Below are 23,630 nucleotides of genomic sequence, written 5' to 3' on the forward strand. Positions count from 1 at the left end.
TCTTATCATTGTTTAAAATTGGATGGACGACCCTCAGCCGCCTGTTGAGCAAGTGATTTACGCTGGAGAGGCCTTAGAACTTTTTTGAAAGAGCATCTTGTAAGATATCTGATTCAGCCGTTCATCAGCGTACATGCGTTTTAAACGTGCATTTTCAGTCTCTAACTCTTTAAGCCGGGTCATCATGGACAGATCCATCCCTCCATATTTGGACTTCCACTTATAGAATGTGGCCGTACTCATCCCGTGCTCACGGCAAAGGTTGGGAACCGGTGTTCCAGCTTCAGCCTGTTTCAGGATACTCATGATTAAGCTGTCTGAATATTTAGATGTTTTCATAGAAAATCTCCTTGGATTAAGATTATTCGATTTTCGACTTTTAAGCTCTATTAATTGCAGGGAGCATTACCCAATCATATATAGCTAAAGTTGAAGATTTAGATAGAAGAATAGATGTTTTAGAATTGCATGATTGGCTATCAGCTTTAGATAAACCTATTGGTGATTTTTTAGTATGCTGTCTTGAGCAGTAAGATTTTTTAGTGGCAAGTTTTGAAGTGAAATTAGTGGGCTACCGATAAATGTAAAGGGTGGACTAAGATCAATGATATATACACTAATCAAAATCACAGCGTTTTATTAGATTTTGAACAAAATTTATTGCCACTATTCTTTAAAACTTTTTTTAAAAAATTCAATAATTGAGATATCTAATACAAACAACCAATCATGTAATTCTAAAACATCTATTCTTCTATCTAAATTTTCGACTTTAGCTATGTACGATTGTGGTTTTTTTAAGGATGTAGCAAGTTCTACCTGAGTTATATCTTTGGACTCACGTATCTGAATTAATTCTTTAATCAAGTTTTTGTATCTAGGATCATGTATTGAGCTCATAACCCAAGATGTTGTACTATTATCAAAAATATCCCAAAATAGGATATTTTCTCAATTAATTCTTCATGCGGTATATCTATATGTCTACAAATCATCAGCTTAAAAACTGTTTGTTTGATTTTTTATCAAATAGAACATTCACAGGCTATGAGTTTAAAGACTTAAGAACTCTTTTCATTAATCATTATCCTGAGTTTAGTGCTAAAAAACATTATGCAAAAATTTATCAAATAACCAGAGAACTAGCCACGATAGGCCTAATATTAATCGATAGCAGAACATGTACTTATAAATACTCTTCAAATTATGAACGAGTAGAAATATTAAATTTAATTAGTATTAATGAATCCAATAACGATATTAAAATGAGCTTGGCACTTGAAAATGATAGAGTCCTAGCTGAAATTACAAAAATCACTAATGAACTATCCATCTATCAGCATTATCTGAAACGATTTCCATCACTTTCTGAAATAATCCATAACTTGATTAAGATGAAGAAAAAGGAAATTTGTTTGCTAAAGTGTGAGTTGGCAGCAGTTAAGAATATGATAGAAGCATGTTAGGCTTCTATCATATAAATTAGCTTTGATTATTAATAGAGAGTACCCTTTGAGCGATATTCACAAGTCTTGGCGAAAAATTATTCAATGTGTCAAAAATAGTCATAAACCTATGTTTGTTTGTACGAACAATACGCCCGAAGTTACTATTCTGAATTTTGAAGAATTTAAAAACATGCAGGAAATAATTGAAGCTGCTCGGCGTGAACAGCTAGGACAACAAATGGTTTGTGATCTTTTGGATATCGCCCAGTTAACTGGCCAACCGATCAAACACATGCTTTTGAACCCCATAGGTGTGTTTGAAGAAGCAAAAGACCCAAAAATAGGCTGTTGATGGTATTTATCGATTTTCTGTAAGATTTTATTCAGATACGGCTTATAAGCCGTGTAATAATTTACTTTTTAAAATCAATCCGAACTTTTTTTGCTCATTGGCTCATTCAATTTAGCAATGCTTAACCCATACTTATGGGCATTGTATTGCCACACCACAAACTGTTCCAACAGCATAGCGTTTTCTTTTTCCAATCTAGCATTCTTGGCCTCCAAAGCCTCAATTTTAGTTTGAGCGATTTTAAGACTAGCAGGTAGTTTATTCGTCTTATTAGTATTTACATTCAAAGCCTTAGATGGCTTTTTACTTTGGTCATAAGCATTCTTAATACGAGCGTATTTCTGCAATGTTTGACGAGTTGGTGCAGGTACAAGTTCTAACTGTAATTCAATAGCCTTACAGAGCCGCTCCCATGTTAATTTCTCATCTAAAGACCAATAATCAAGAAGCTCGACAATATTTTCAATATCTTTGTCAGTTAAATGCTGTGCCATATCAAATCCATGAATCCATTAGCAATACAGAATTGAGCGAATGTGCTTCACCCTCAATTTTTTTACGTTGAGTATTCTCAATTACGGGAATACGTTTACGCCCTGCCTTTTGATAGGCCAAATCAAGATGTGTAACATCCTCAGAAGATGGAAGGCTCAAAGGACTACCATCAGGAATATTTGGATCATCCAATAATGCAATCATCTGTTCACAACGCTGAATTGTTAGCTCTCTGATCTCAAGCCATACTGCTGCACCAGTCACATTCTTACTAACAGCTTCTTTATCCTTTGCCCATAGAATTATTTCTTTTCTAAGCCGATCCTTAAGCCGTTTTTTCTTTTCTATATCACCCTTGATACAGACATGTTCAGTACAATTAAGACAATTTCTATACTTTAGGCAAGGTTCATCAATATATGAGTGTGTACAAAGTCCAAACTCAGTAGTGTGCATGGACAATGTTGTTCTAGTATTTAACTCTTGTAGAGTTCGAGGTGTAGCAATCTGGAGTGCACGTGCAATATCAGTCTTTACCGTACCGACCTCATTTTTCTGCATCTCAATTAAGCCAAGATTACGATCTTGAACCGTAGTATGGTCATATACTCGATTTTGCTTCATATCAGCTCGCCCTGACCATTTGGCAAGTAACAAGCTATCCATTCCATTAGTATTTGCTATCGTATTTAATAAATGCCGAAACTGGTGGGTAGTTATACTATGGTCACCATATCCCCACCGCTGAAAAATGGATTGCACATTCGATAACTGTTCTTTTCCTCTTAACTTCTTTTTAGTTGGTGATAAGTCTTCATTTAATGTATCAATTTGTGGCATCCATAATTCTGAAAAAATGGTTAATCTATCGCTATGAAATTGGTTTGCAAAACTACAGAATAAAGCTTCAGACCACTTAACCTTAACTCCACCGCCAGTTTTAAAAGGTACATAAGGGAAGCCTTTGGGTAATCTCTTTCGCAGTATAATATTTAAATCATTCAAACAAACTTCGTAATCATTAATAGGAATATCACGAGTTCTTAAAAATTGTATTCCACTGTTATTTACTTGACGAGCATTCAATAGTGACGCATCAAAACCCATTGCCAACAATACTTCACTGCGTTTTAATAATTGATGATCAGGTACATCAGGACAAAGTTCATGTCTCGGAAATTTATCACTTGTCTCAAGCAAATATGCTAAATGTCTAGGCTTTTCTGACATCTTAATCAAACGTGCAATTGCCCGTTTGGCTGTTGGAATCATGACACTAGGAATGGCTTTAATATCATACCCATAATTTTTTTGCGCATACCACCTAATCCCTAATGTTTCATCCTTATCAGAATCATTTACTACAGCTTCTAAATTGCTTTTAGAAAATTTTTTATCTTCTTTATCGATACAATTGACCTTAAGGAAAAATAGCTCTGATGCTCTTTCAGGTGCAGATAAAAGTAACCCCACAGCACTACTAACAAAAACATCTCTATTTGATAACTCAGAATCCTTGCGGGAAAAAATATCAGCTATGATAAAAATCGCTTCCTCGTCAGGAAGTTTAGAAGCTCTATATTCCTCGGACTCCTCATCAATCACAATTCCTTTATCGGCAGGCTTTTTAATTGGATTTTTCCAATCTGATAAATCAACTATTTTTAATTGACGAAGAAAATCTAAAAGAATTTTTAAATGTCTTCCCACATGGTAAGCAGAACTTGCTTTATAATTTTCCTTCGCAGTTTCAGCAGCCAAATCAAAGTCAGCAATAACCAATTTAGTTAAATCAATTTCGCCATATCGCTCTAAGCATATTTTTTCTATTGCCCTGATTGCCAAAATCGTATCTTGAGCTTTTAATTTAAGATTAATTCTTTGATATTTAACATATGCCTTGGCGAATTCTAGAATTGAGTGGTGTAAAATATTTTCAGGTGATCTATCTTTAGATGAAATACCTGTTTTGACAAAATTTACTTCGCCTTTCCAATAATGTTCTTCAAATCTAATATCTTCATTTAATTCTGATAATTGCTTAACAAAATCAATAAATCTCTTAATTTCAGAGTAAGGAGTCTGGATTCTGTCAGATGGAAAATAAATCAAATTATCCATGATTAAACTCCTTACAAACATCAATGACTTGCTGAATGGCAATAATTGTTCGGTCATTCACTGCAACAACTTCAAGACTACACCCCATTGTAATTAGGTCATCTCGTTCTTTCATTAATTGTTTTAAAACAAGATCATGAGGTGCATTTGCCCAAGGCATAAATTTGCTACATAGATAACATGCGATTGGTGCATAATCGCTACAGTATTGATGTGTACCACATGATCCAACATCACAATCCTGTTCTACACAAGAAATTCGATTAGCATTTTCAATTTTTGATTGAGCCTCAATCTCATCCTTTACAACTTTCCCCTGAAAAGCATCTGCATATTTGCGTAAACTCTCATCCATGATGGATGATATTTGCTGTGCAATTTCTGGCACACTTTGTACGTAGCAATGTGCATTTTGGGTATCATGATGATCTAATAAATTTGCGATGACAATCACGCCTGCTTTTTGTCTAGCCGCATTTGTACCAAGCGTATAACGAAACCTATAAGAAGTAACAAATATTGGCTTACCTGTTTCCCTTGACCGAACACCAAGCTTTCTTACCGCTCCTTTCAATATTTGGGTTAATTCAGCCGTAGGCAAATGAATAATTTCTTTTGGCAAAATTTCTGAAATTTCATGCCGATTTTCCCAATCCAAATTAACCAATTTCTCAAAATCATAAAATAGCGGTAGCTCTGCAAACTCTTGTTCAGATATCTCTCGTTTTATTTCTTTACTTAATTTCTGCTTTAAAATTCGAGTATGCTCAAACAATATTTGTACGATACTTTCACGAATTCCTACTTCACGAAAAGCATAACGAAATCCACTAGCACCTCTTATTTTAGCTTTTGGAATATTGAGTACATGAATTTTTTTTTCATCCTTAGACTTATACTTATCGGTCTCGTATAAGTCTTTTACTTTTAACCCAGCAATTTGTATTGGTCGTCTACCTGTCGCACAAAAAACACGAATTAAAGCTGCCTCATAATAAGAAATCCTATTTTCTGCTAAATATTCGTTGGTTCTAGTAATAATTGCTTGGAATTCAAATGGACTAAATGGACCTTCATCTGGATCAAGGGAAAGAACGGCTGTACCTTTTTCATTTCCAGTTAATTTCCATGAATCCATTAAATCATAGATTTCGTCATCTACTGAAGAGTATCCTAAATTGTAGAGTTTTTTCAAAAAAACTCGTAGCATAGCTACTTTATATTCTTCTTTTTTAGACGAATAAAAATTTTTATAATTTAAAAGACCTTTAATTGAAAAATGATCCTCTCCTGTAATATCGGAATATTTACCAATATATTCACACATGTTTGCTGTATGTGAACTTGAGCTATATTTAGCAAAATGAGCCAAAGTCATGACAATTTCTGATTGAACAGAAAACTCATAATTTCGTACTCGAGAGATATCTATAGTTTTATTAATATCTAATACCCATTTCTGATCATCGATACTGAATTCATATCCTTTGAATGAATTAAAAGTATTTTGCGACCTATCTAAACAATCGAATTGAGGTAACTTACTCATTTTCATTCTCAAATTTTTCTTGGATACTTAAACCTATTTCCATAGCCCGTCTATTTTCTGCACGTCTAGAATATCTTCTAGCACTTTCTGAATTTGGTATCCAACCCATCAGATACGCTCGATCTCTCTCAGCCTGATCTTCCATTATTTTGCCAGATTGAATTAAAGTTTGAACTTTATCTGTATATTTATCATTCCATGTATGCCTAAATGCATGTGCATGCACATTGAATAAAACGACTTCAGAAATTTCTGAAAGAATTTTGTCTAGTGCATTAATTGAAAGCGGCTGTCCCTTATTTGATAAGATCAAAAAGTCTGTTAACTCTGCATTAGGCACTGTCGATCTATGATTTAGAATATAGATATCCAATTTTTTCTTTAGATTCTGGTTGAGTGCAATTGATCGACTTCTAGTCTTTACCAAAGGTTGATATAACCGAGAATCACTATCATCATGAGGATTACGTCTAATAGTCAGGGCAGAGTAAAACTTGAAGTGCGACATAAACCACCTAATTAATTTAAAGGGTTTATGGAGTATATAAAATTGTCATACCATCATCTTAACTTTGAAGATCGTACTGCATTAATGCTTGAGTCAAGAAAAGAAGGCTTTTCAGCCAGAAAATTTGCTGAACTCATTAAAAGACATCCTAGTACGATCTATCGTGAGCTTAAAAGAAATAGCATCAATGACGTTTATCAAGCTCAATATGCTTCTGATAACACCTTCGCTAGACGTAGACGTGGTCACAGAAAACTCAAAATCGATTCAATCCTCTGGAAATTTATTGTTGAAGCGATCCGTTGTTTATGGTCTCCTCAGCAAATAGCAAAACGTTTAAAGACATTTCCTGATTTGGATCAAACAATGAATGTAAGCCATACAACGATTTATTCAACGATACGAGCATTACCAAAGGGTGAGTTGAAAAAAGACTTATTATCCTGTCTGCGTCATGAAAATAAAAAGCGAAAAGCTAACGGTGAACCTAAAAAAGATTCTATATTACAGGATATTAAAACTATTCATGAGCGCCCAGCCGAAGTTCAAGAAAGAAAAATACCGGGTCATTGGGAAGCTGATTTAATTAAAGGTAAAGACAATAAAAGTTCGATAGCAACACTTATTGAACGAAATACACGGCTCTGTATCTTGGCAACATTACCTGATGCAAAGGCAGAATCAGTGCGCAAGGCTTTAACTGAAGCTCTGAAATATTTACCTGCAGAACTGCGTAAAACGTTGACCTATGACCGTGGACGCGAGATGGCAGAACATAAAATACTTGAAGAAGATTTAGGCATAGATGTATATTTCTGTGACCCACATTCACCCTGGCAAAAAGGCACATGCGAAAATATGAATGGTTTAATTAGGCAATATTTACCTAAAGGGATTGATTTAAATCAGGCAGATCAGCATTATTTAAATCAAGTTGCCATGTCACTGAATACTCGTCCTAGAAAAGCGTTAGATTGGCTTACACCATTAGAGAAATTTGCTCAGCTTGTTGATTATCATAAGACTTTTCAAACTGTCGCACCTCATGTTTGAATTCGCCCAGATAAGGAGTACCCGCTTTAGGAGGGGTTATATCTGTAATTTTTAAATTTAATAATTCTCCTTTACGACATCCTAAGTATAAAAACAAATAGATAATCAGCTCATTTCTATAAACAATGTAATTTGAAATCCAAATACGATTCTGATTATCAGGATTAACCGCCTTTAAAATTTTATCTACCTGCTCATCATCAAAGGACTTATATTCAGACTGACTATCCATGGGCTTACAAGGCCTACGAGATGTTAATAAACGTTTTGTACTTGTTATTACTGATGAATGAAAATATATCTCTAACCACCCAATATATTCAGCAAAATTAGTTAACCGCCTATATATTAATTGTTTAGATACATAATCCTGAGTAATAACCAATTTTGCCCTAGATCGCTCTTTATTATTAATTTTGGGAAAATCTACAACCTTTTTATTTGAAGCCACTCTATTTAGTCGACTACGGGTAAAACTTGCTAAATTTGCTATAGCCTCAATTTCATTTATTTCCAGAAAGTCTTTACTTTTTATTCTTTGCTCCAAGTCAATTTCTAATTGATCTAACAACTGAAAGAGCAATTTAATATCTTCCAAGATAGCTGAAATTGTATTAATTGATTGACCATGATTTCTTAAATTAATGATTGCATATAAATTTGGATAAGTCATAGGAACACCATCACTATCCAAAAGAACAGCAAATCGCTCACCACTACTCATTACAAATCTTTTAACGGACATCATAACTATATTTAACAAAATATCTAGGTATTAAATATAATAGACTATAATTAAAAAAATTTACAGAACTATTTCTAGTATCTGTAAATTCTTTTTTTAATTAATTGTTAAATAATAAAAAATATTAAAATTTAACAAAACCTACTCTCAGGTATGTGTCAGAACGGAAGATCATCATCCATATCTGCTGGTGCTGCCGCAGGCGCTGACTGAGGAGCCGCCTTTGGTGCAAAACCGCTTGGGTTATTGTTCGCATAACCACTTTGTTGGTTGTTGCTATTGCCCGCTGCAGGATTGCCGCCATAACCGCCTTGGTTGTTGTTATTGTTATAACCACCACCTTGGTTATTGTTGAAACGTGGTTGTGCATAACCATCATTTCCGCCTTGCATTTGCTCGCCTTGCTGACGGTTGTTGTCGAGCATCTGCATTTGCTCACCACGAATTTCTGTGGTGTAGCGTTCTTGACCATTTTGATCTGTCCACTGACGAGTACGCAGTGAACCTTCAATATAAACTTTCGAACCTTTACGTAGGTATTGTTGCGCAATTTCACCTAGACGGTTGTGTAACACAATACGGTGCCATTCGGTTTGCTCTTTACGCTCACCTGTGCTTTTGTCTGTCCAAGAGTCGCTCGTTGCAATTGAAAACTGGGTCAACGAACCACCATTTGGAAAAGTTTTCGTCTCTGGATCTCGGCCTAATGTGCCCACTAAAATAACTTTATTTACACCGCGCATCTGATGTTTACTTCCTATCTATTTCTATTATTTACTTTATAAGAGTTATGCTTAAATGGCTACCTCTTTCCCCAACAACTGCGTTAAATCTTGTCGCGTAGCATCATCTATTTGCTGCTTATCGACTTTTACATACGCTACTTGCTGATCAGACATCACCACGACCTCTTCAATACCACGAATCGCTAAAAGCTGTGAAGTCCATTCGTCCGTTTGTTTATGCTCAGGTAAACGCAATACCATCGAAGACAAATAACGTGGTTGTGCCAAGCCAAAACTAATCAATAACCAAACAATCGCAAGTCCAGTCAGGATGCTCCAACCCAAGGCAGTATTGTTTAACAACAACAACTGACCACCTGTGACACCACCAAAGAATGCGCCTAAAAACTGGCTACTAGCATTGACGCCCATCGCAGTCGCTTTGGACTGAATCGGTGCAGCTTTCGATAACCATGACGGCAACAACGCTTCCATGACATTAAAGGCAATAAAGAATAAACCCAAACCTGTCAGCAAAATATACTTCGACTCAAAGCCAAAAATTAGGATGCCTAAGCCTAAAATAATGCCGCCAATAGCCGTTAAAAAGATGCCTCGCATCTTGCGATATTTTTCAGCCAACACAATACTTGGAAAGGCAAAAAATAGGCTAACTACCAACAGCGGTAAATACACCCAGCCATGCGAATTTAGTGGAATTTTTGCAAAGTCGATGAGTTGCGATGGAACATAAATAAACATTGCTGTCAGCAATAAATGTAAGCTAAACACCGACACATGCAGACGGTTCAGATCGCCCATTTTTAAGACTTGTTTGAGCTGGGCCAAATAACCTTGCTGATAATTACGATGATGGCGGGTGACTTTTGGCACCAAAAACAGCATCGAAATGGCCGCCAAACCCATGATGGTCGTTACCCAGAATAATCCTGAAATCCCTACTAAACCGGTAAGCCACGGCCCCAAACTAAAAGCTACAGCAAAAGAAACCCCGATACTCATGCCCATGGTTGCCATGGCTTTCATGCGGTTTTCTTCACGGGTCACATCCGCTAGTAGTGCCATCACCACTGCAGACACTGCACCTCCACCTGCAATGGCACGACCAATAATCACCCCATAAATGGTGTCTGACATCGCGGCAATTGCACCACCCAAAGCAAACAGAAGTAGCCCAAAAACCACCAAAGGCTTACGGCTATAACGGTCAGCAATCAAGCTGAAAGGAATCTGTAAAATAGCCTGTGTTAAACCATAAATCCCCACAGCCAAACCGAGCAGCGCAGGCGTTGCATATGCATAGGTCTGCCCTGCCACAGAAAATACAGGGATGATCATGAACAAACCCAACATGCGTAAGGCAAAAATACTGCTTAAGGCAAAAGTTGAACGACGTTCTAAAGCATTCATCATAAACGAGGACAGACTGTATTGAATTAATCTTGGATCAAGATTATAGGCTATTCAATCCGACTAGCGGCATGAATTTTATGTTTAATAAAAGCCTTCCTGATCTGAAAAACAAAAAGCGCAGCCTGAGCTGCGCTTTTCTGCGGTTTAAAGCAATCTGCTTTAAACGGCTTGATGTTTTTTGTATTGAATAGAAGCAATAACAGCCCAAACAATAAAGGCTACACCAATTAAACCCGTAACGACTTCAGGGACATGTAGACCTGTACCACTTGCCAGCATAATGAATGCTAAAGCACCAATTGCGTAGTGTGCACCATGCTCAAGGAAGACATAGGCATCCAAGGTACCTTTTTCGACCAAGTAAATGGTCATCGAACGCACGAAAATCGCACCAATCGCGAGACCCAACATAATAATCACGACATCGGAAGTAATGGCAAACGCGCCAATTACGCCATCAAAACTGAACGATGCATCAAGTACTTCTAGGTATAAGAAACCACCAATACCTGCTTTGACCACACCTGTGGTTGCGCCATTGGCATCATGCGTAACTGCATTGCCATCTTCATCAACTTCAGGTTCACCACCCAACAAATGACTCAAGACTTGTACGCCAATATAAACCACGATGCCCCAGATTCCCGCCATGGTCACCACCAGACGTTTGGCTTCATCGACATTAGCCGCCATCACCAAAAGTGCAATCAGTGCAAGGAAGACTGACATTGCAGGAACATTGGCTAAGTTGGTCAAACGGCGTTCTAACCAGCGGAACCAGTGCGTGTCTTTCTCTTCATCTAAGAAGAAGTTTAAGAACACAAGTAACAAGAATGCTCCACCAAACGCAGCAATTTCAGGGTGGTGATCCATCAGACGTTGTGAGTAGGTTTTTGGATCATTCAAAGCCAGTTGTACGACTTCAACAAAGCCCATATCTGCAGTTACAGCCACAATTGCGACAGGGAAGATTAAACGCATACCAAATACAGCGACTAAAATACCCACAGTCAGGAACAACGTTTTCCAGAAATGATCCCAACCACGTAAAACAGATGCATTGACCACGGCATTATCAAAAGATAACGAGACCTCCATCACCGCTAAAATTGCAGTGATGGTCAAAGCAGTAAACATGGTCTTTAAGCCCGCTTCTGGTCCATGGGTAAAACCCCAGTACGCAGACAACGCAAGACACACGATCGTAAAAATGATAGAGAAACCAAAATGTTTCATCATGACAGATCGACCTATAAAAAATTTGGAGATGAACGAAAACTTAAAAAACAGGTTGAGTTTTATGGCCGCAATTATGACGCTTTTTGCGCCTGAAACCAAAACATCTTCGTTAATTTTTACTTATCTCACCGATGTACGGAGATGGTTTGTTGTTCCGCGTAAACTGTTGTTATAGTCTTGCCCATATTTTGGCTTCCCTTAGGATCTAATCATGGCTTTTTCTCAAGACGTTTGGCAGCGTAATGTCGACTTATATCAAAAAACACTGGCTTTACCTTTTAACCAAGAATTGGCTTCAGGCACACTTAATAAAGAAGCATTTTGTCATTATGTGATTCAAGATGCGCACTACTTGGTGGCTTATGGTCGTGCTTTAGCGGTGTGTGGTGCCAAAGCGTATGAGGCTGACGACATTATTCAGTTTAGCCAAGGGGCTAAAGAAGCGATTGTGGTGGAACGCAGTTTACATGATGGCTTTATGAAAAATTTTGATATTTCAAAACAACAGTTTGAAGAAACACCTCTGACTTTGGCATGTCACCATTACACTTCATTTCTAACGGCAACAGCATGGTCTGAAAGCTACCCTGTGGTGTTAGCAGCGCTCTTACCTTGTTTTTGGATTTATGCTGAAGTCGGTAAAGACATTGTGGGTAACTCTATCGCCAACAACCCGTACCAAGCGTGGATCGATACTTACGCAGGTGAAGAATTCAACCAAGCAGTACGTAATGTAATTGCAACCATCGATAAAGTGGCTGCACGCTGTGATGCAGACACTATTGAGAAAATGCATAAAGCCTACCGTAAAGGGGCTGAACTGGAATGGTTGTTCTGGGACAGCGCTTATAAACAGCAGCAATGGCTCGGTTTAGACCACGCTTAAAAGCGAAAATGATCCAAAAAGCCCTGAACCCTTCAGGGCTTTTTATTTACCGAATATCGTATTTTTTCAGAAGGCGCGATTGCTATTTTAAGCATTTAAAACTAAACTCCAATAATGATAATAATTATCATTTACATAATTAACTTTCGAGGGCCATTCTCATGCATCCTGATACTCTAGGTACTGAAGCCATTCGTGCATTTTTTACCGTACAATGCTGCTGGCTAAATAACGAAGAAATATACCTTGAAAAAGGCTGTTTACACTGCGGTTCTGCCGCGACCTATCTCATTTATTATACCAATCCACATATTCAAAAATTGATGTTGGCTTTTATTAAAAAATATCATTGTGTTTTAAGTCGAGAACAAGACTTACTCGACCTACTAGACTTTGAAAATGACTACGACGCCTTCTTACAAACTCTTGAGCACGAAGTCAATTTCTATGCCCGTCTCCATCATGACATTATCCGTCCCTTTGCTTTTGAGACGGTCGATTCAATCTTTGAACGTCCTTATGCACTAGCATGCTAAATGCTGCAACCACAACAACACTCTATCCCTGAAGGCCTATGGCAAACCAAAAATAGCACAACCATGATGCAACTTTTACACTACGCCGAATGGGTGATCCACTCTTTTTACGCAACGCATAAACATCTTTCTGTCTTCAGTCGCAGCCAATATCGATAGCTTGAGACTTGTTTCAACACTGAAATCTAGCTACAGTCTAGCAGCATCACTTTTCTTTTGGCCGACATGATTTGTCGCTATAAAATCATGTTTAACACTTGAATAAAGCATAAGTCGTTATCATATACTTCCTTCATCTGCACAATTTCGAGATAGTTTTATGAGCCAAAGTCATATCCGTATTCGAGGCGCACGTACCCATAACTTAAAAAATGTGAACCTTGATATTCCCCGCGATAAATTCGTGGTGATCACGGGACTTTCTGGTTCAGGTAAGTCATCACTTGCATTTGATACGCTGTACGCCGAAGGCCAGCGTCGTTATGTCGAATCGCTCTCGGCCTATGCGCGCCAGTTCTTATCACAAATGGAAAAGCCTGAAGTTGACTCAATTGAAGGCTTAAGCCCTGCCATTGCGATTGAACAGAAATCGACCAGCCATAACCCACGTTCTACGGTGGGAACCATTACCGAAATTTATGACTATTTACGTCTACTCTACGCACGTGTCGGCACGCCATTTTGCCCAGAGCATGATTTACCAATGGTGGCACAGACCGTATCGGAAATGGTCGATGCAGTAAAAGGATTGGATGAAGGGACAGCGCTGATGCTGCTTGCACCTGTGGTGCGTGAACGTAAAGGTGAATATTCCAACCTATTTGAACAGCTACAAAGTCAAGGTTTTGTACGAGCGCGCGTCGATGGTGAGATTGTTGATCTCGACCCAATTCCAGAACTCGATAAAAAGAAAAAACACACCATTGAAGTGGTGGTGGATCGTTTTAAAGTCCGTGATGACCTCGGCAACCGTATTGCAGAATCTTTTGAAACGGCACTGCGCTTAGGTGGTGATATTGCTGTTTTGTCTTGGATGAACGGTGAACACCCAGATCGGGTTTTTTCGGCTAAACACTCATGTCCTGAATGTGACCGTGCCGTTGCAGAACTTGAACCACGTTTATTTTCATTTAACAATCCCTTTGGTGCCTGCCCAACCTGTGATGGTTTAGGTACTCGTAGCCATTTTAGTGCTGAAAAACTCATTCCAAGCCATGAGGTTTCGATTAGCCAAGGCGCAATTCGCGGTTGGGACAGACAACGTCCGTACTACTACAGCATGATTGAAAAAGTCGCAGCGCATTTTGGTTTTTCTTTGGATACACCTTGGAATGAATTGGATGCCGACACCAAAAAGAAATTTTTATACGGTACAGGCAAAGAAAAAGTTGATTTAAGTTATATCGATGAACGTGGTCGCAAACATAATCGTGTACAACCTTTTGAAGGAATTTTGCCACATTTAGAACGTCGCTATCGTGAAACAGAGTCAAACTATGTTCGTGATGATTTGGCACAATATCTGTCTAATGCAGCATGTGATGCCTGCGGTGGATCACGTCTGAATGAAATTTCACGTCATGTTCGAGTGAAAGACAAAACCATTGCCCAAATTACCAAAATGTCGATTGGTGATGCAGAAAGTTATTATCAAGATTTAAATCTTGATGGTGCAAAAGGTGAAATTGCCGATAAAATCTTTAAAGAAATTCGTGAGCGCCTGCACTTTCTAGTCTCTGTGGGTCTGAACTATTTAAGTCTATCTCGCTCAGCAGAAACATTGTCTGGTGGTGAAGCGCAACGTATTCGTTTGGCTTCGCAAATCGGCGCAGGTTTGATGGGTGTGATGTATGTCCTCGATGAACCATCGATTGGTCTGCATCAACGTGATAATGATCGCCTATTGGAAACCTTAGTTCGTTTACGTGATTTGGGGAATACCGTTTTGGTCGTTGAGCATGATGAAGATGCGATTCGTGCAGCAGATCATATTATCGATATTGGTCCTGGTGCTGGTATTCATGGTGGTCATGTGATTGCTGAAGGGACTTATGATGAAATCCTTGCGAATAGTGAATCTCTCACGGGTCAATATTTATCAGGCAAACTAAAAATTGAAGTACCGAAAAAACGTACTGAACCGCCAAAGCCTGAAGAACAAATTAAATTGATGGGTGCTGCGGGTCATAACCTACAGAATGTGGATTTAACCATTCCTTTGGGTGTGATGACCTGTGTGACTGGTGTGTCTGGTTCAGGTAAATCAACGCTGATTAATCGTACTTTATTGCCTTTGGCAGCGACACAACTGAATGGTGCAACGACATTAACGGCCGAGAAATTTGATTCGATTGATGGTCTGCAATTCCTTGATAAGGTTGTTGATATTGATCAAAGCCCAATTGGTCGTACACCTCGCTCTAACCCTGCAACGTATACAGGTTTATTTACTCCGATTCGTGAATTATTTGCGCAAACACCAGAAGCCAAAGCACGTGGTTATGCTGCGGGACGTTTCTCGTTTAACGTGAAAGGTGGTCGCTGTGAAGCCTGTGAAGGTGACGGCATGATCAAAGTGGCAATGCACTTCTTACCTGATATGTATGTGCCTTGTGATAATTGTCATGGTGAACGTTATAACCGTGAAACTTTAGAAGTCGGTTATAAAGGCAAAAATATTTCCGATGTACTGAATATGACCGTTGAAGATGCCATGCATTTCTTTGATGCAATTCCTGTGATTCATCGTCGTTTAGAAACCTTGAATCAAGTCGGTTTAGGCTATATTCGTTTAGGTCAGTCTGCTACGACACTGTCAGGTGGTGAAGCGCAGCGTGTGAAATTGGCTCGTGAATTGGCAAAACGTGATACGGGTAAAACGTTGTATATCTTGGATGAACCCACTACAGGTCTACATTTCCATGACATTGCTAAACTGTTAGATATCCTCCATGAGCTTCGCAATAAGGGTAATACCATTGTGGTGATTGAGCATAATTTGGATGTGATTAAAACTGCTGACTGGGTGATTGATTTAGGCCCTGAAGGTGGTGCAGGTGGCGGGATGATTATTGCGGAAGGTACACCTGAGCATGTGGTGAAATCTAAAGTTTCACATACAGCGAAGTTTTTGAAACCGTTGTTGAAGTAATACGATTTAATCCTCCCCTTGCGGTGCATACTCCTCACCTTTAAAAAAGGAAGGAGTTCCCATTACCAATCAAGTGGTGTTCCCCTCTTTATCAAAGAGGGGTTAGGGGAGATTAAAAATCATGAGTAAAATTGGATTTGTCGGGGATAAAATGCGCTTCTCAGAAAGATATGGTTATCAACCTATTCGTGAAATAATTCAGAAGAATTCAATAGATACAGATTTAAAAAATGCTTTGTGGAATGCAATTATAGTATGTATTTTTAACAAGTATTCTTACCATTTTGGTGCCCGAAGTCGTCCTATTATTGGAAGTAATTTAGAATCTTTTTTTCAATTACTATTTCATAGTTTTTTCAAGAAAAGAATTGACCAAATCCCATATTCGATAGAATCTACTATTGCTGAAATTGACACTTTATTTTTTAAAACATACAAATGGTATGAAATTTATAATTTTATTGAGGCTTGTATAGAATATTTTCCTTTTGATGAAAAAAAAGAGGATTTTATCATTCTCTTGAATGATTGCTTGGAAATTGAGAACTCTGCTTATAGAGTAATTAATTATCAAATTACTCCAATCACATCAGAACAAGAAATCCAATCTATAGAACAAGCAATAGAAAACACTAATCCATATTCAGGTGTACAACAGCATTTAAATCAAGCTCTAAAATTGATGTCAGATCGGCAGAATCCTGACTATCGAAATTCAATAAAAGAATCTATTTCAGCCTTAGAAGGTATTTGCAAAATTATCGCAAATAAAGAAAATGCTGGATTTCAAGAAACCCTAGCTATTATTCAAAATAAATATGATTTGCATAAAAGCTTAAAAGAAGGATTTGTCAAATTTTATGGCTATACATCAGATGGTGATGGTATCCGCCATGCTATGCTCGAAGAATCTAATTTAAGTTATATCGATGCCAAATTTATGTTGGTAGCATGTACCAATTTCATCAATTATTTGATTGAGAAAACAAAATAACATTTAAGGAGTAAAACTACTTACTCCTTATTAATCTAAGACAATCCAAAACCCCTCATCTTTTCAGCCAACTTCGCCAACGTATCATCATCCGCTCGCTGAAAATCATGTGAAGAAATATAACCTTCGTATTGATCAAAATACTTATCAACATTCGAGTTCACAGTTTGCCAGTTTTCATGCACTTGCTTAGTACCATGCATTGGAAATAACTTAGCGTGAACATGATCTACACCAAAACCTTCAAATACCATTGCTGTGCGCCCAACATCTTCAAAAAAGCCATCTAACTTTTTCGCAACTTTCTTGGTATATAGCATCAATCCAGTTAAAACTTCATCATCCAAATCAAAAGCATAACTTGTGTAATGTTTTTTGGGGATTACAACAGCTGCACCCAAAGTATTGGGGAATATCGTGAGAAATGCCATAAATTCATCATTACTATCAATAATATGGCAAGGTATTTCATTTCGTGTCATCTGACAAAAAATACAGTCTGTTCCCATTTGCCCCTCATCTATTCTTTTGTACTGTTATTTAATTTACTTATTTATTTTGATCTAGTTCTTTTAAATATAATATGACTCATTCACTTCATCGACTGAATAAGCCACAACCTTGTTTTTCCCCTGCTCTTTGGCTTGAAACAAAGCACGATCGGCTTTTTCTAACAGTGCCATCCAAGTGGTCGCACCAATTGCCACCCCAATACTAATACTAACTTTCAAATCAGGGCAGCGTACATGATCAACTGACTTCGCTTCATAAATCTCAGAACGAATCTTTTCCGCAATTTTTAAAGCGCGCTCCATTCCAACATTTTCAATTAGCACAATAAATTCGTCACCACCGTAACGTACTAACAAGTCAGAAGTCCGAATATTTTCTTTTAATTTTTCAGCCACAAACTGAATCACCTGATCCCCCATCAGATGTCCATATACATCGTTGACCTGTTTAAAATGATCAATGTCGATCACCATTAAACAAGTCTCCGAAAACTGAGTCGGCTGATTTTCCAAAAGTTTAATGTATTCATTCAACGCATAACGGTTTGCAACCCCTGTTAATGAATCCAAATGCGCAATATTCTTGAGTCGAAACTCCAACGCATCTCGCTGCTGAAGCGTCTGTTTTAACTGCTGAATCGCTGTAAATAAAGAATACACATTAGCGGGTTGATCTTTGGTATCCATTGGGTTGGGGCGAATACTGGAATGGGATAAATCAAACAGAATTTCACGCGCTTGAATGAGTGGACTAAACACTCTCTTACGCGCATAGATCATGGTAAACAGTGCCGCAAAAATTGAAATAAGTGAAATACCCACAGTTGTGAGCAAAATATTTTGTGCTTTATGCTTTTCGATGATGGCTTTTTCAACGCTATATTTGAGTAAATAATTTTGCAATTCCACCACGGTCGAAAATTTATCAACGATTGCTTCAGTTAACTGTGTCCCAGTTAAATAGTACGGTCGATGGTAAATACTTTCATTCATCAAGCGCTCAACAATTAATAGCCCTTTGGCTAAAAACTCGTTATAAACCGCTTGATGCAGCACTTTAAATTCTTCGGTTTTATCACGCTCGGGCTGTAAGGTATCAATGAGTTCCCACAAATACATCACTTGCTTCCGAGTCTGTAAAGAACGCGCTAAATTGGTTTCAGGAATCGGTTGTTTAAAAGCTACATGCGCCATCACATTGGATGCAGCACGACCAGCCTGATCGCGTAAGTCCGCTAATAATAAAATTTGGACATAGAAGTTTGAAACAGCGGTGTCTTTGCCTTCAGATACAGCGATTACGTCTTTTAAAACATCATGACTACGATCCCAAGCATTGAACATTTTTAGGATGGCTTGATCCATGGTCTCGGCATTACGTTGCTCACGTGGTAGAGCTGCATAGGCATCTACCTGCTGTCTGCCTTGCGTTAAAGCTTCATCTAAACGGTCAACTAAACTTAAATCTAAATTTGGGAGGTTCGAGTGCTTTAAAACTTCTAAAGTCTTTTTCATCTGCTCATCCACCGTAAGCCGATATAGTTTTAACTCAAGCACGTGTTTGGCAAAATCTTGTTGATTACTCGACATGAGTTTATTGGCGGGCGCACGCTCTCGTGAAATCTTATTGGCCAAGTCTGCAACAGCCTGTAAGGCTTGTATTTCAGTTAAAGCTTGGTTAGTTTTGATGTAATCACGATAACTTTTAACCATCAACGGAATGGATAAGCTGCACAATGACAAAATAATAATGCTCATTGCAATATACAGCTTTTGACTCAAATACTCAGAGCGTATTTCTCGCATACTTCAACCACGCCCCCATTCCCAAATAAAAGAAAACTAAATTAACTGTTTATTATACGAACAGTATATCGTGTATTTAAGTGATTAATTCTTTGTTTTGCATCGTTTTAAGATTTCATCATCCCCAAATGATCACAGCTAAACTTTCACTCACCTATGAAAGCTGAGTCAATCCATCCTTAATAATATTCATGTTTAGTGTGAATTTCATTCAATATTTTTAATTCCCATTTTTTAAAGTGCCTATATTTACACATGCAACATTTAGGTGCATAATGCACAGTATTGGGGCGAATTAGAGTGTATCCTCAGCAGATATTCTAATTTTCCCACAAGTTTTGGCGGAAAAAACCAACTTCTTTTAGAGGTTGGTTTTTTTTTGCCCGAATAAAAGTTTTTAATTAAAAATATAGACCTATATTTGCACCATTATAGCGCATTAAATTCCAATCTTTTTTTATTCAGAAAAAAATAAGATCGCGAAAATTTAAATAAAAAAAAGCCCAACCTTGGGGAAAGTTGGGCAGATAAACAAAAACTGTTTGAGGAGAATTAGCTTCTCAGAAAACAACAATATTGTTAAATGATTCGCTAAAATTATTATGAAATAAATCTGCTCTATTGTAAAGCCAACCAAAGCACTACGGATTAATATAATTGCATAATTATTGTGAGAATTATCACAAATACAGAGAAGATATGTACATTATGCAAGCAAAAAACGAGCTTTTTGTGCTAATTTTAGGCGTTTTTTAGATTTAGGACACAAAAACGCCTATATTTGAGGTGCCTTATTTAACTTTTTTACCGTTTATATTTATATATTCAATCTAATTTATCAATTAAAAATCAAGTTCAGTACAATTCATTTTCCTGCATTCTCTGTTTTCTAAATAGGTATACCCTATTGTTCTGCAGTAAGTTTTTTTTGGTTGACATGGATACACTCAATTGAGCAATTTTTAACCTCTAACATAGCTAGAGTAATTACTCAATAATATAATACCATTAGAGCTCATTGACTTAATAAATTGTTACAATAGAATAGCATTAGTTTAATCCAATGTTAACAATCTGGTAAATATCATGAAAAAACTCGGTTTAGCCACTGCTTTATTATTAGCCATGACCGGTGCTCAAGCATACCAATTCGAAGTACAAGGTCAATCTGAATACATCGATGCATCTGATGCAAATGACAAAGATTTTACTGGCGGTTTACAAGGTACTTTCTACTTTAAAGATGTTGATTCATCTAAAGGTCCTTTAGCTGAAGCTGCTTTTTTAAACCAAGCTTCAAATGTTTCTTTGGCATATAACTATGCTGAATTAGGCACTGACGGTACTGATTTCATCGCACACAACTACGGCGCTAAAGCTGAAGCGTATATTCCTACTAAATTCGTTCCAGCATATGCAAGTGCGTCTTATAGCCACACGCATTTGGATGGTAAAAACAGCGAAACTCCTGATGACAATGGTGACCGTTATGCACTTGAAGTGGGTGCTTTAGCTGCTCCGAACTTCTTGGTTGCTGTAGGTTATACTAGCGTTGCTGACCAATTTGCTCTTGATGCGTTCAACGTAATGGGCAATGGTGTTGTTAAAGCTGTTGGTGAAGCTGCTACGATCGGTGAAGATCAAGACGCGGTTACTGCACGTACTAAATACGTAGGTAACATCGACGGTACAAACATGGCGCTCGGCTTAGAAGCTGGTCTTGTTTACGGTGAAGACACCGCTTACCAACTTAAAACTGACCTTTACTTAACTCCTGCGTTAAGTTTTGGCGCTTCTTATGTTGAATCAAGCTTTGCTGGTACTCCAGATTCAGCTTGGGGTGCAAACGTTAACTACTTCATCACTCCAGCAGTTGCTGTAGGCGCAAGCTATGTAAATGCTAATGCTGAAAATGCAAATCTTGATACTCAAACTGTTGGCGTAAACGCTAAATTCCGCTTCTAATTTCATTTAGAAACTGAATATAAAAAAGGACGCTTTTAAGCGTCCTTTTTTTAGTTTGTGGCTCTGACTAAATTTAAGAAATGTAAATGACGCTCATATTGGTCAATAATATCTTGCAAGAGATCATCTAAAGTCCAATCCATCACATCATAATTCTGTCCACCTTCTCTTAAGAAAACTTCAGCTTGATAAAACTGCTGTTCTTCGAGTCGATCCGCCATAAAACTGGGTGGCTGGGTTTCACGGGCAACCACCTGATAGATGAAGTTAATTTCATTATGGTGATCTACACGTAACTGCAAGCCATGCTCAATCGGTTGAATGGTCACGTCTAGCTGACGGCGCTGAAATTCCTTTTGTACCGCTGAAAATGCATGTTGTACCTGCTGGCCAATGAACTCTTCGACCTCAGACTGGGTATGCGGATAATGCATAATCAGACCTAGACGCTGTTGCCAACTGCGTGGATTTTGAATCGCACGTGGCGTGATTCGCGCATCTTGTAGTGCACGCATTTTGGTGACATCCAAACGCAATGCTTTCAGTAAGCCCCAACAGACCAGTAACATAATCAGAGTAAAGGGCAAGGCACTCATAATTGTGGCCGATTGCAAGGCTGAAAGTCCGCCTGCCATCAGTAAGATAATCGACAGTAACGCAATCAAAATGGTCCAAAATAGCCGTTGCCACAAGGGTGAGTTTTCTGTTTCTGCGGTTAAGTAATCAATCACCAATGAGCCTGAGTCGGCTGAAGTCACAAAGAATAGCACCACCAGAACGGTCGCAATCAGGCTCGATATTTGAGAGAAAGGTAAATGGGTCAAAAATTCAAACAGTGCGACGGATGAATCTTGTTGTACCGCTGAGATTAAAGAAGTGTGCCCATCTTGAATAATGCTGAACAGCGCTGCATTCCCCATGAAGCCCATCCAAATCAGGGTAAAACCTGTTGGAATGAACAACACCCCGACAATGAACTCGCGAATGGTTCGACCTTTAGACACTCGGGCAATAAACATTCCAACAAAAGGCGACCATGAAATCCACCAGGCCCAATACATAATGGTCCAACCACCAATCCAACCATTGGGTTGGTAGGCATACAGGTTGAAGGTCATCGTGAACAGATTGGATACGTATTGCCCTGCATTTTGAATGCTGGTTTGTAAGATATAAATGGAAGAACTGGCAAAAAACACAAATAACAGTAGAACCACTGCCAGCACCAAGTTCAATTCAGACAGCCGTTTAATGCCTTTATCCAAACCAAACCCGACTGAGAGCGAAGCTAAAAAAGTGACAAAAATGATTAGCCCGACCTGAATACCAATACTTTGCTGGATACCAAAAAGATAATTCAGTCCTGAATTAATTTGGGTCACCCCAAAACCAAGTGTGGTCGCAACCCCGAAAATGGTGCCTAAGGTTGCAAAGGTATCAACCGCATCTCCCGTTACACCATAGATTTTTTTGCCCACCAAAGGATATAAAGCGGAGCGAACCTTTAAAGGCAAATTATGTCGGAAAGAGAAATAGGCCAGTGACAATCCCACAAGCGCATAAATGGCCCATGCATGTAATCCCCAGTGGAAAAAGGTGATCCGCATTGCTTGTTGTGCGGCATCTAAGGTTTGCCCTTCCCCTGTTGGCGGGTTGACATAATGCATCACGGGTTCAGCGACACCGAAGAACATCAAACCAATCCCCATCCCTGCGGTAAACAGCATGGCGAACCAAGAGCTACTGCTATATTCAGGCAGACTATGATCAGGACCGAGTTTGATTTTCCCCATATCGGAGAGCGCAATAAAGATCAGCAAGATCAGAAATAACGCGACAGATAAAACATAAAACCAGCTAAATGAATCAATAATCCATTGATTTAAATGTTTGGTTAAAGCCTCAAAACCACTTGGGTCAAAAAGAATCAAGGCCAGAAAAAGCACTAGAATCAGGACAGTGCTGAGAAATACATTCCGTTTGATGTTTGCAAACAGCGATGGCTTTATGGAAGGCATAATTCCCCCAGAAAATTATTTTTAGTACAAAGATATAACCAAAATGGTTAATTAGACGAGTCTAATAAAGAGTGAAGAATGAATAGCTTAAAA

Annotated in this window: 18 protein-coding genes and 4 pseudogenes; 9 read left to right on the top strand and 13 right to left on the bottom strand. The window is 38.2% G+C overall.

The annotated features are described in order from the left end of the window. Nucleotides 1–32: 32 nt before the first annotated feature. Nucleotides 33–339 (bottom strand): annotated as a pseudogene (locus F986_RS02535) (transposase); the annotation flags it as partial. Nucleotides 340–410: 71 nt separating this feature from the next. On the opposite strand from F986_RS02535, the pseudogene F986_RS18710 reads away from it, so the two are divergent. Then, nucleotides 411–533, top strand: a pseudogene (locus F986_RS18710) (helix-turn-helix domain-containing protein); the annotation flags it as partial. A 133-nt stretch (nt 534–666) separates the two neighbouring features. Here F986_RS18710 and F986_RS02540 read toward each other — a convergent pair. Then, nucleotides 667–900 (bottom strand): helix-turn-helix domain-containing protein, encoded by a 234-nt coding sequence (locus tag F986_RS02540; RefSeq protein WP_004691651.1) that lies wholly within the window; start codon nt 898–900, stop codon nt 667–669. 80 nt (nt 901–980) lie between these two features. Here F986_RS02540 and F986_RS02545 point away from each other — a divergent pair, with 80 nt between their 5' ends. Next, nucleotides 981–1,466 (top strand): hypothetical protein, encoded by a 486-nt coding sequence (locus F986_RS02545; RefSeq protein WP_004691653.1) that lies wholly within the window; start codon nt 981–983, stop codon nt 1,464–1,466. A gap of 46 nt (nt 1,467–1,512) precedes the next feature. Then, the gene (locus F986_RS02550) at nt 1,513–1,800 is read left to right on the top strand and encodes a hypothetical protein (RefSeq protein WP_004691654.1); all 288 of its coding nucleotides are present in this window, start codon (nt 1,513–1,515) and stop codon (nt 1,798–1,800) included. Between the two features lie 74 nt (nt 1,801–1,874). On the opposite strand, the gene F986_RS02555 is transcribed toward F986_RS02550, so the two are convergent. From F986_RS02555 to F986_RS02570, 4 genes and pseudogenes are all read right to left on the bottom strand, one after another. Beyond that, on the bottom strand, nt 1,875–2,294 hold the full coding sequence (locus tag F986_RS02555; RefSeq protein WP_004691656.1) for a hypothetical protein: 420 nt from the start codon (nt 2,292–2,294) through the stop codon (nt 1,875–1,877). Between the two features lies 1 nt (nt 2,295). After that, nucleotides 2,296–4,416, bottom strand: a complete 2,121-nt coding sequence (locus F986_RS02560) for a hypothetical protein (RefSeq protein ID WP_004691657.1) — start codon at nt 4,414–4,416, stop codon at nt 2,296–2,298. Next, nucleotides 4,409–5,971, bottom strand: coding sequence for a site-specific integrase (locus F986_RS02565; protein WP_017396905.1), 1,563 nt, complete (start codon nt 5,969–5,971; stop codon nt 4,409–4,411). Before F986_RS02565 ends, F986_RS02560 begins: the two co-directional genes overlap by 8 nt. Continuing rightward, nucleotides 5,958–6,452 (bottom strand): annotated as a pseudogene (locus tag F986_RS02570) (site-specific integrase); the annotation flags it as partial. The gene F986_RS02565 and the pseudogene F986_RS02570, both read right to left, overlap by 14 nt. 48 nt (nt 6,453–6,500) lie before the next feature. On the opposite strand from F986_RS02570, the gene F986_RS02575 reads away from it, so the two are divergent. Then, on the top strand, nt 6,501–7,526 hold the full coding sequence (locus tag F986_RS02575) for an IS30-like element ISAba125 family transposase (protein WP_005100823.1): 1,026 nt from the start codon (nt 6,501–6,503) through the stop codon (nt 7,524–7,526). Nucleotides 7,527–7,533: 7 nt separating this feature from the next. On the opposite strand, the pseudogene F986_RS02580 reads toward F986_RS02575, so the two are convergent. The 4 genes and pseudogenes from F986_RS02580 to F986_RS02595 form a co-directional block, all read right to left on the bottom strand. Beyond that, a pseudogene (locus F986_RS02580) lies at nt 7,534–8,274 on the bottom strand (site-specific integrase); the annotation flags it as partial. Between the two features lie 155 nt (nt 8,275–8,429). Then, nucleotides 8,430–9,014, bottom strand: a complete 585-nt coding sequence (ssb, locus tag F986_RS02585) for a single-stranded DNA-binding protein (RefSeq protein WP_004691666.1) — start codon at nt 9,012–9,014, stop codon at nt 8,430–8,432. A 51-nt stretch (nt 9,015–9,065) separates the two neighbouring features. Further along, complete coding sequence (locus tag F986_RS02590; protein WP_004691667.1) at nt 9,066–10,430, bottom strand: MFS transporter; 1,365 nt, start codon at nt 10,428–10,430, stop codon at nt 9,066–9,068. A 159-nt stretch (nt 10,431–10,589) separates the two neighbouring features. Continuing rightward, the gene (locus F986_RS02595) at nt 10,590–11,669 is read right to left on the bottom strand and encodes a DUF475 domain-containing protein (protein WP_004691668.1); all 1,080 of its coding nucleotides are present in this window, start codon (nt 11,667–11,669) and stop codon (nt 10,590–10,592) included. Between the two features lie 211 nt (nt 11,670–11,880). Here F986_RS02595 and tenA point away from each other — a divergent pair, with 211 nt between their 5' ends. The 4 genes from tenA (at nt 11,881) to F986_RS02615 (ending at nt 17,236) form a co-directional block, all read left to right on the top strand. Further along, the gene (tenA, locus tag F986_RS02600) at nt 11,881–12,555 is read left to right on the top strand and encodes a thiaminase II (protein WP_004691671.1); all 675 of its coding nucleotides are present in this window, start codon (nt 11,881–11,883) and stop codon (nt 12,553–12,555) included. A 161-nt stretch (nt 12,556–12,716) separates the two neighbouring features. Beyond that, complete coding sequence (locus tag F986_RS02605) at nt 12,717–13,091, top strand: hypothetical protein (protein ID WP_004691672.1); 375 nt, start codon at nt 12,717–12,719, stop codon at nt 13,089–13,091. Nucleotides 13,092–13,410: 319 nt separating this feature from the next. Continuing rightward, entirely contained in the window at nt 13,411–16,242 is a 2,832-nt protein-coding gene (gene uvrA, locus F986_RS02610; RefSeq protein ID WP_004691674.1) for an excinuclease ABC subunit UvrA, read from the top strand. 121 nt (nt 16,243–16,363) lie between these two features. Further along, nucleotides 16,364–17,236 (top strand): AbiJ-NTD4 domain-containing protein, encoded by an 873-nt coding sequence (locus F986_RS02615; protein ID WP_004691675.1) that lies wholly within the window; start codon nt 16,364–16,366, stop codon nt 17,234–17,236. 35 nt (nt 17,237–17,271) lie between these two features. On the opposite strand, the gene F986_RS02620 is transcribed toward F986_RS02615, so the two are convergent. Beyond that, the gene (locus F986_RS02620) at nt 17,272–17,745 is read right to left on the bottom strand and encodes an HIT family protein (RefSeq protein ID WP_004691676.1); all 474 of its coding nucleotides are present in this window, start codon (nt 17,743–17,745) and stop codon (nt 17,272–17,274) included. Nucleotides 17,746–17,808: 63 nt separating this feature from the next. After that, nucleotides 17,809–19,554, bottom strand: a complete 1,746-nt coding sequence (locus F986_RS02625) for a GGDEF domain-containing protein (protein WP_004691677.1) — start codon at nt 19,552–19,554, stop codon at nt 17,809–17,811. Nucleotides 19,555–20,640: 1,086 nt separating this feature from the next. On the opposite strand from F986_RS02625, the gene omp33-36 reads away from it, so the two are divergent. Next, on the top strand, nt 20,641–21,519 hold the full coding sequence (gene omp33-36 / locus F986_RS02630; protein WP_004691679.1) for a porin Omp33-36: 879 nt from the start codon (nt 20,641–20,643) through the stop codon (nt 21,517–21,519). Between the two features lie 50 nt (nt 21,520–21,569). Here the strand turns inward: omp33-36 and F986_RS02635 are convergent, their stop codons facing one another. Further along, nucleotides 21,570–23,537 carry a BCCT family transporter gene (locus F986_RS02635; protein ID WP_004691680.1) on the bottom strand — a complete coding sequence of 656 codons (1,968 nt, stop codon included), beginning with the start codon at nt 23,535–23,537 and terminating at the stop codon, nt 21,570–21,572. Between the last annotated feature and the right edge of the window lie 93 nt (nt 23,538–23,630).

The sequence above is a fragment of the Acinetobacter johnsonii CIP 64.6 genome, assembly GCF_000368045.1.
GTDB lineage: Bacteria > Pseudomonadota > Gammaproteobacteria > Pseudomonadales > Moraxellaceae > Acinetobacter > Acinetobacter johnsonii.

What these genes read in the sequence shown, in the direction of transcription:
- F986_RS02540 (WP_004691651.1), bottom strand. Translation starts at nt 900, where the DNA reads ATGAGCTCAATACATGATCCTAGATACAAAAACTTGATTAAAGAATTA.
- F986_RS02545 (WP_004691653.1), top strand. Translation starts at nt 981, where the DNA reads ATGTCTACAAATCATCAGCTTAAAAACTGTTTGTTTGATTTTTTATCA.
- F986_RS02555 (WP_004691656.1), bottom strand. Translation starts at nt 2,294, where the DNA reads ATGGCACAGCATTTAACTGACAAAGATATTGAAAATATTGTCGAGCTT.
- F986_RS02560 (WP_004691657.1), bottom strand. Translation starts at nt 4,416, where the DNA reads ATGGATAATTTGATTTATTTTCCATCTGACAGAATCCAGACTCCTTAC.
- F986_RS02565 (WP_017396905.1), bottom strand. Translation starts at nt 5,971, where the DNA reads ATGAAAATGAGTAAGTTACCTCAATTCGATTGTTTAGATAGGTCGCAA.
- F986_RS02575 (WP_005100823.1), top strand. Translation starts at nt 6,501, where the DNA reads ATGGAGTATATAAAATTGTCATACCATCATCTTAACTTTGAAGATCGT.
- ssb (WP_004691666.1), bottom strand. Translation starts at nt 9,014, where the DNA reads ATGCGCGGTGTAAATAAAGTTATTTTAGTGGGCACATTAGGCCGAGAT.
- F986_RS02590 (WP_004691667.1), bottom strand. Translation starts at nt 10,430, where the DNA reads ATGATGAATGCTTTAGAACGTCGTTCAACTTTTGCCTTAAGCAGTATT.
- F986_RS02595 (WP_004691668.1), bottom strand. Translation starts at nt 11,669, where the DNA reads ATGATGAAACATTTTGGTTTCTCTATCATTTTTACGATCGTGTGTCTT.
- tenA (WP_004691671.1), top strand. Translation starts at nt 11,881, where the DNA reads ATGGCTTTTTCTCAAGACGTTTGGCAGCGTAATGTCGACTTATATCAA.
- F986_RS02605 (WP_004691672.1), top strand. Translation starts at nt 12,717, where the DNA reads ATGCATCCTGATACTCTAGGTACTGAAGCCATTCGTGCATTTTTTACC.
- uvrA (WP_004691674.1), top strand. Translation starts at nt 13,411, where the DNA reads ATGAGCCAAAGTCATATCCGTATTCGAGGCGCACGTACCCATAACTTA.
- F986_RS02615 (WP_004691675.1), top strand. Translation starts at nt 16,364, where the DNA reads ATGAGTAAAATTGGATTTGTCGGGGATAAAATGCGCTTCTCAGAAAGA.
- F986_RS02620 (WP_004691676.1), bottom strand. Translation starts at nt 17,745, where the DNA reads ATGGGAACAGACTGTATTTTTTGTCAGATGACACGAAATGAAATACCT.
- F986_RS02625 (WP_004691677.1), bottom strand. Translation starts at nt 19,554, where the DNA reads ATGCGAGAAATACGCTCTGAGTATTTGAGTCAAAAGCTGTATATTGCA.
- omp33-36 (WP_004691679.1), top strand. Translation starts at nt 20,641, where the DNA reads ATGAAAAAACTCGGTTTAGCCACTGCTTTATTATTAGCCATGACCGGT.
- F986_RS02635 (WP_004691680.1), bottom strand. Translation starts at nt 23,537, where the DNA reads ATGCCTTCCATAAAGCCATCGCTGTTTGCAAACATCAAACGGAATGTA.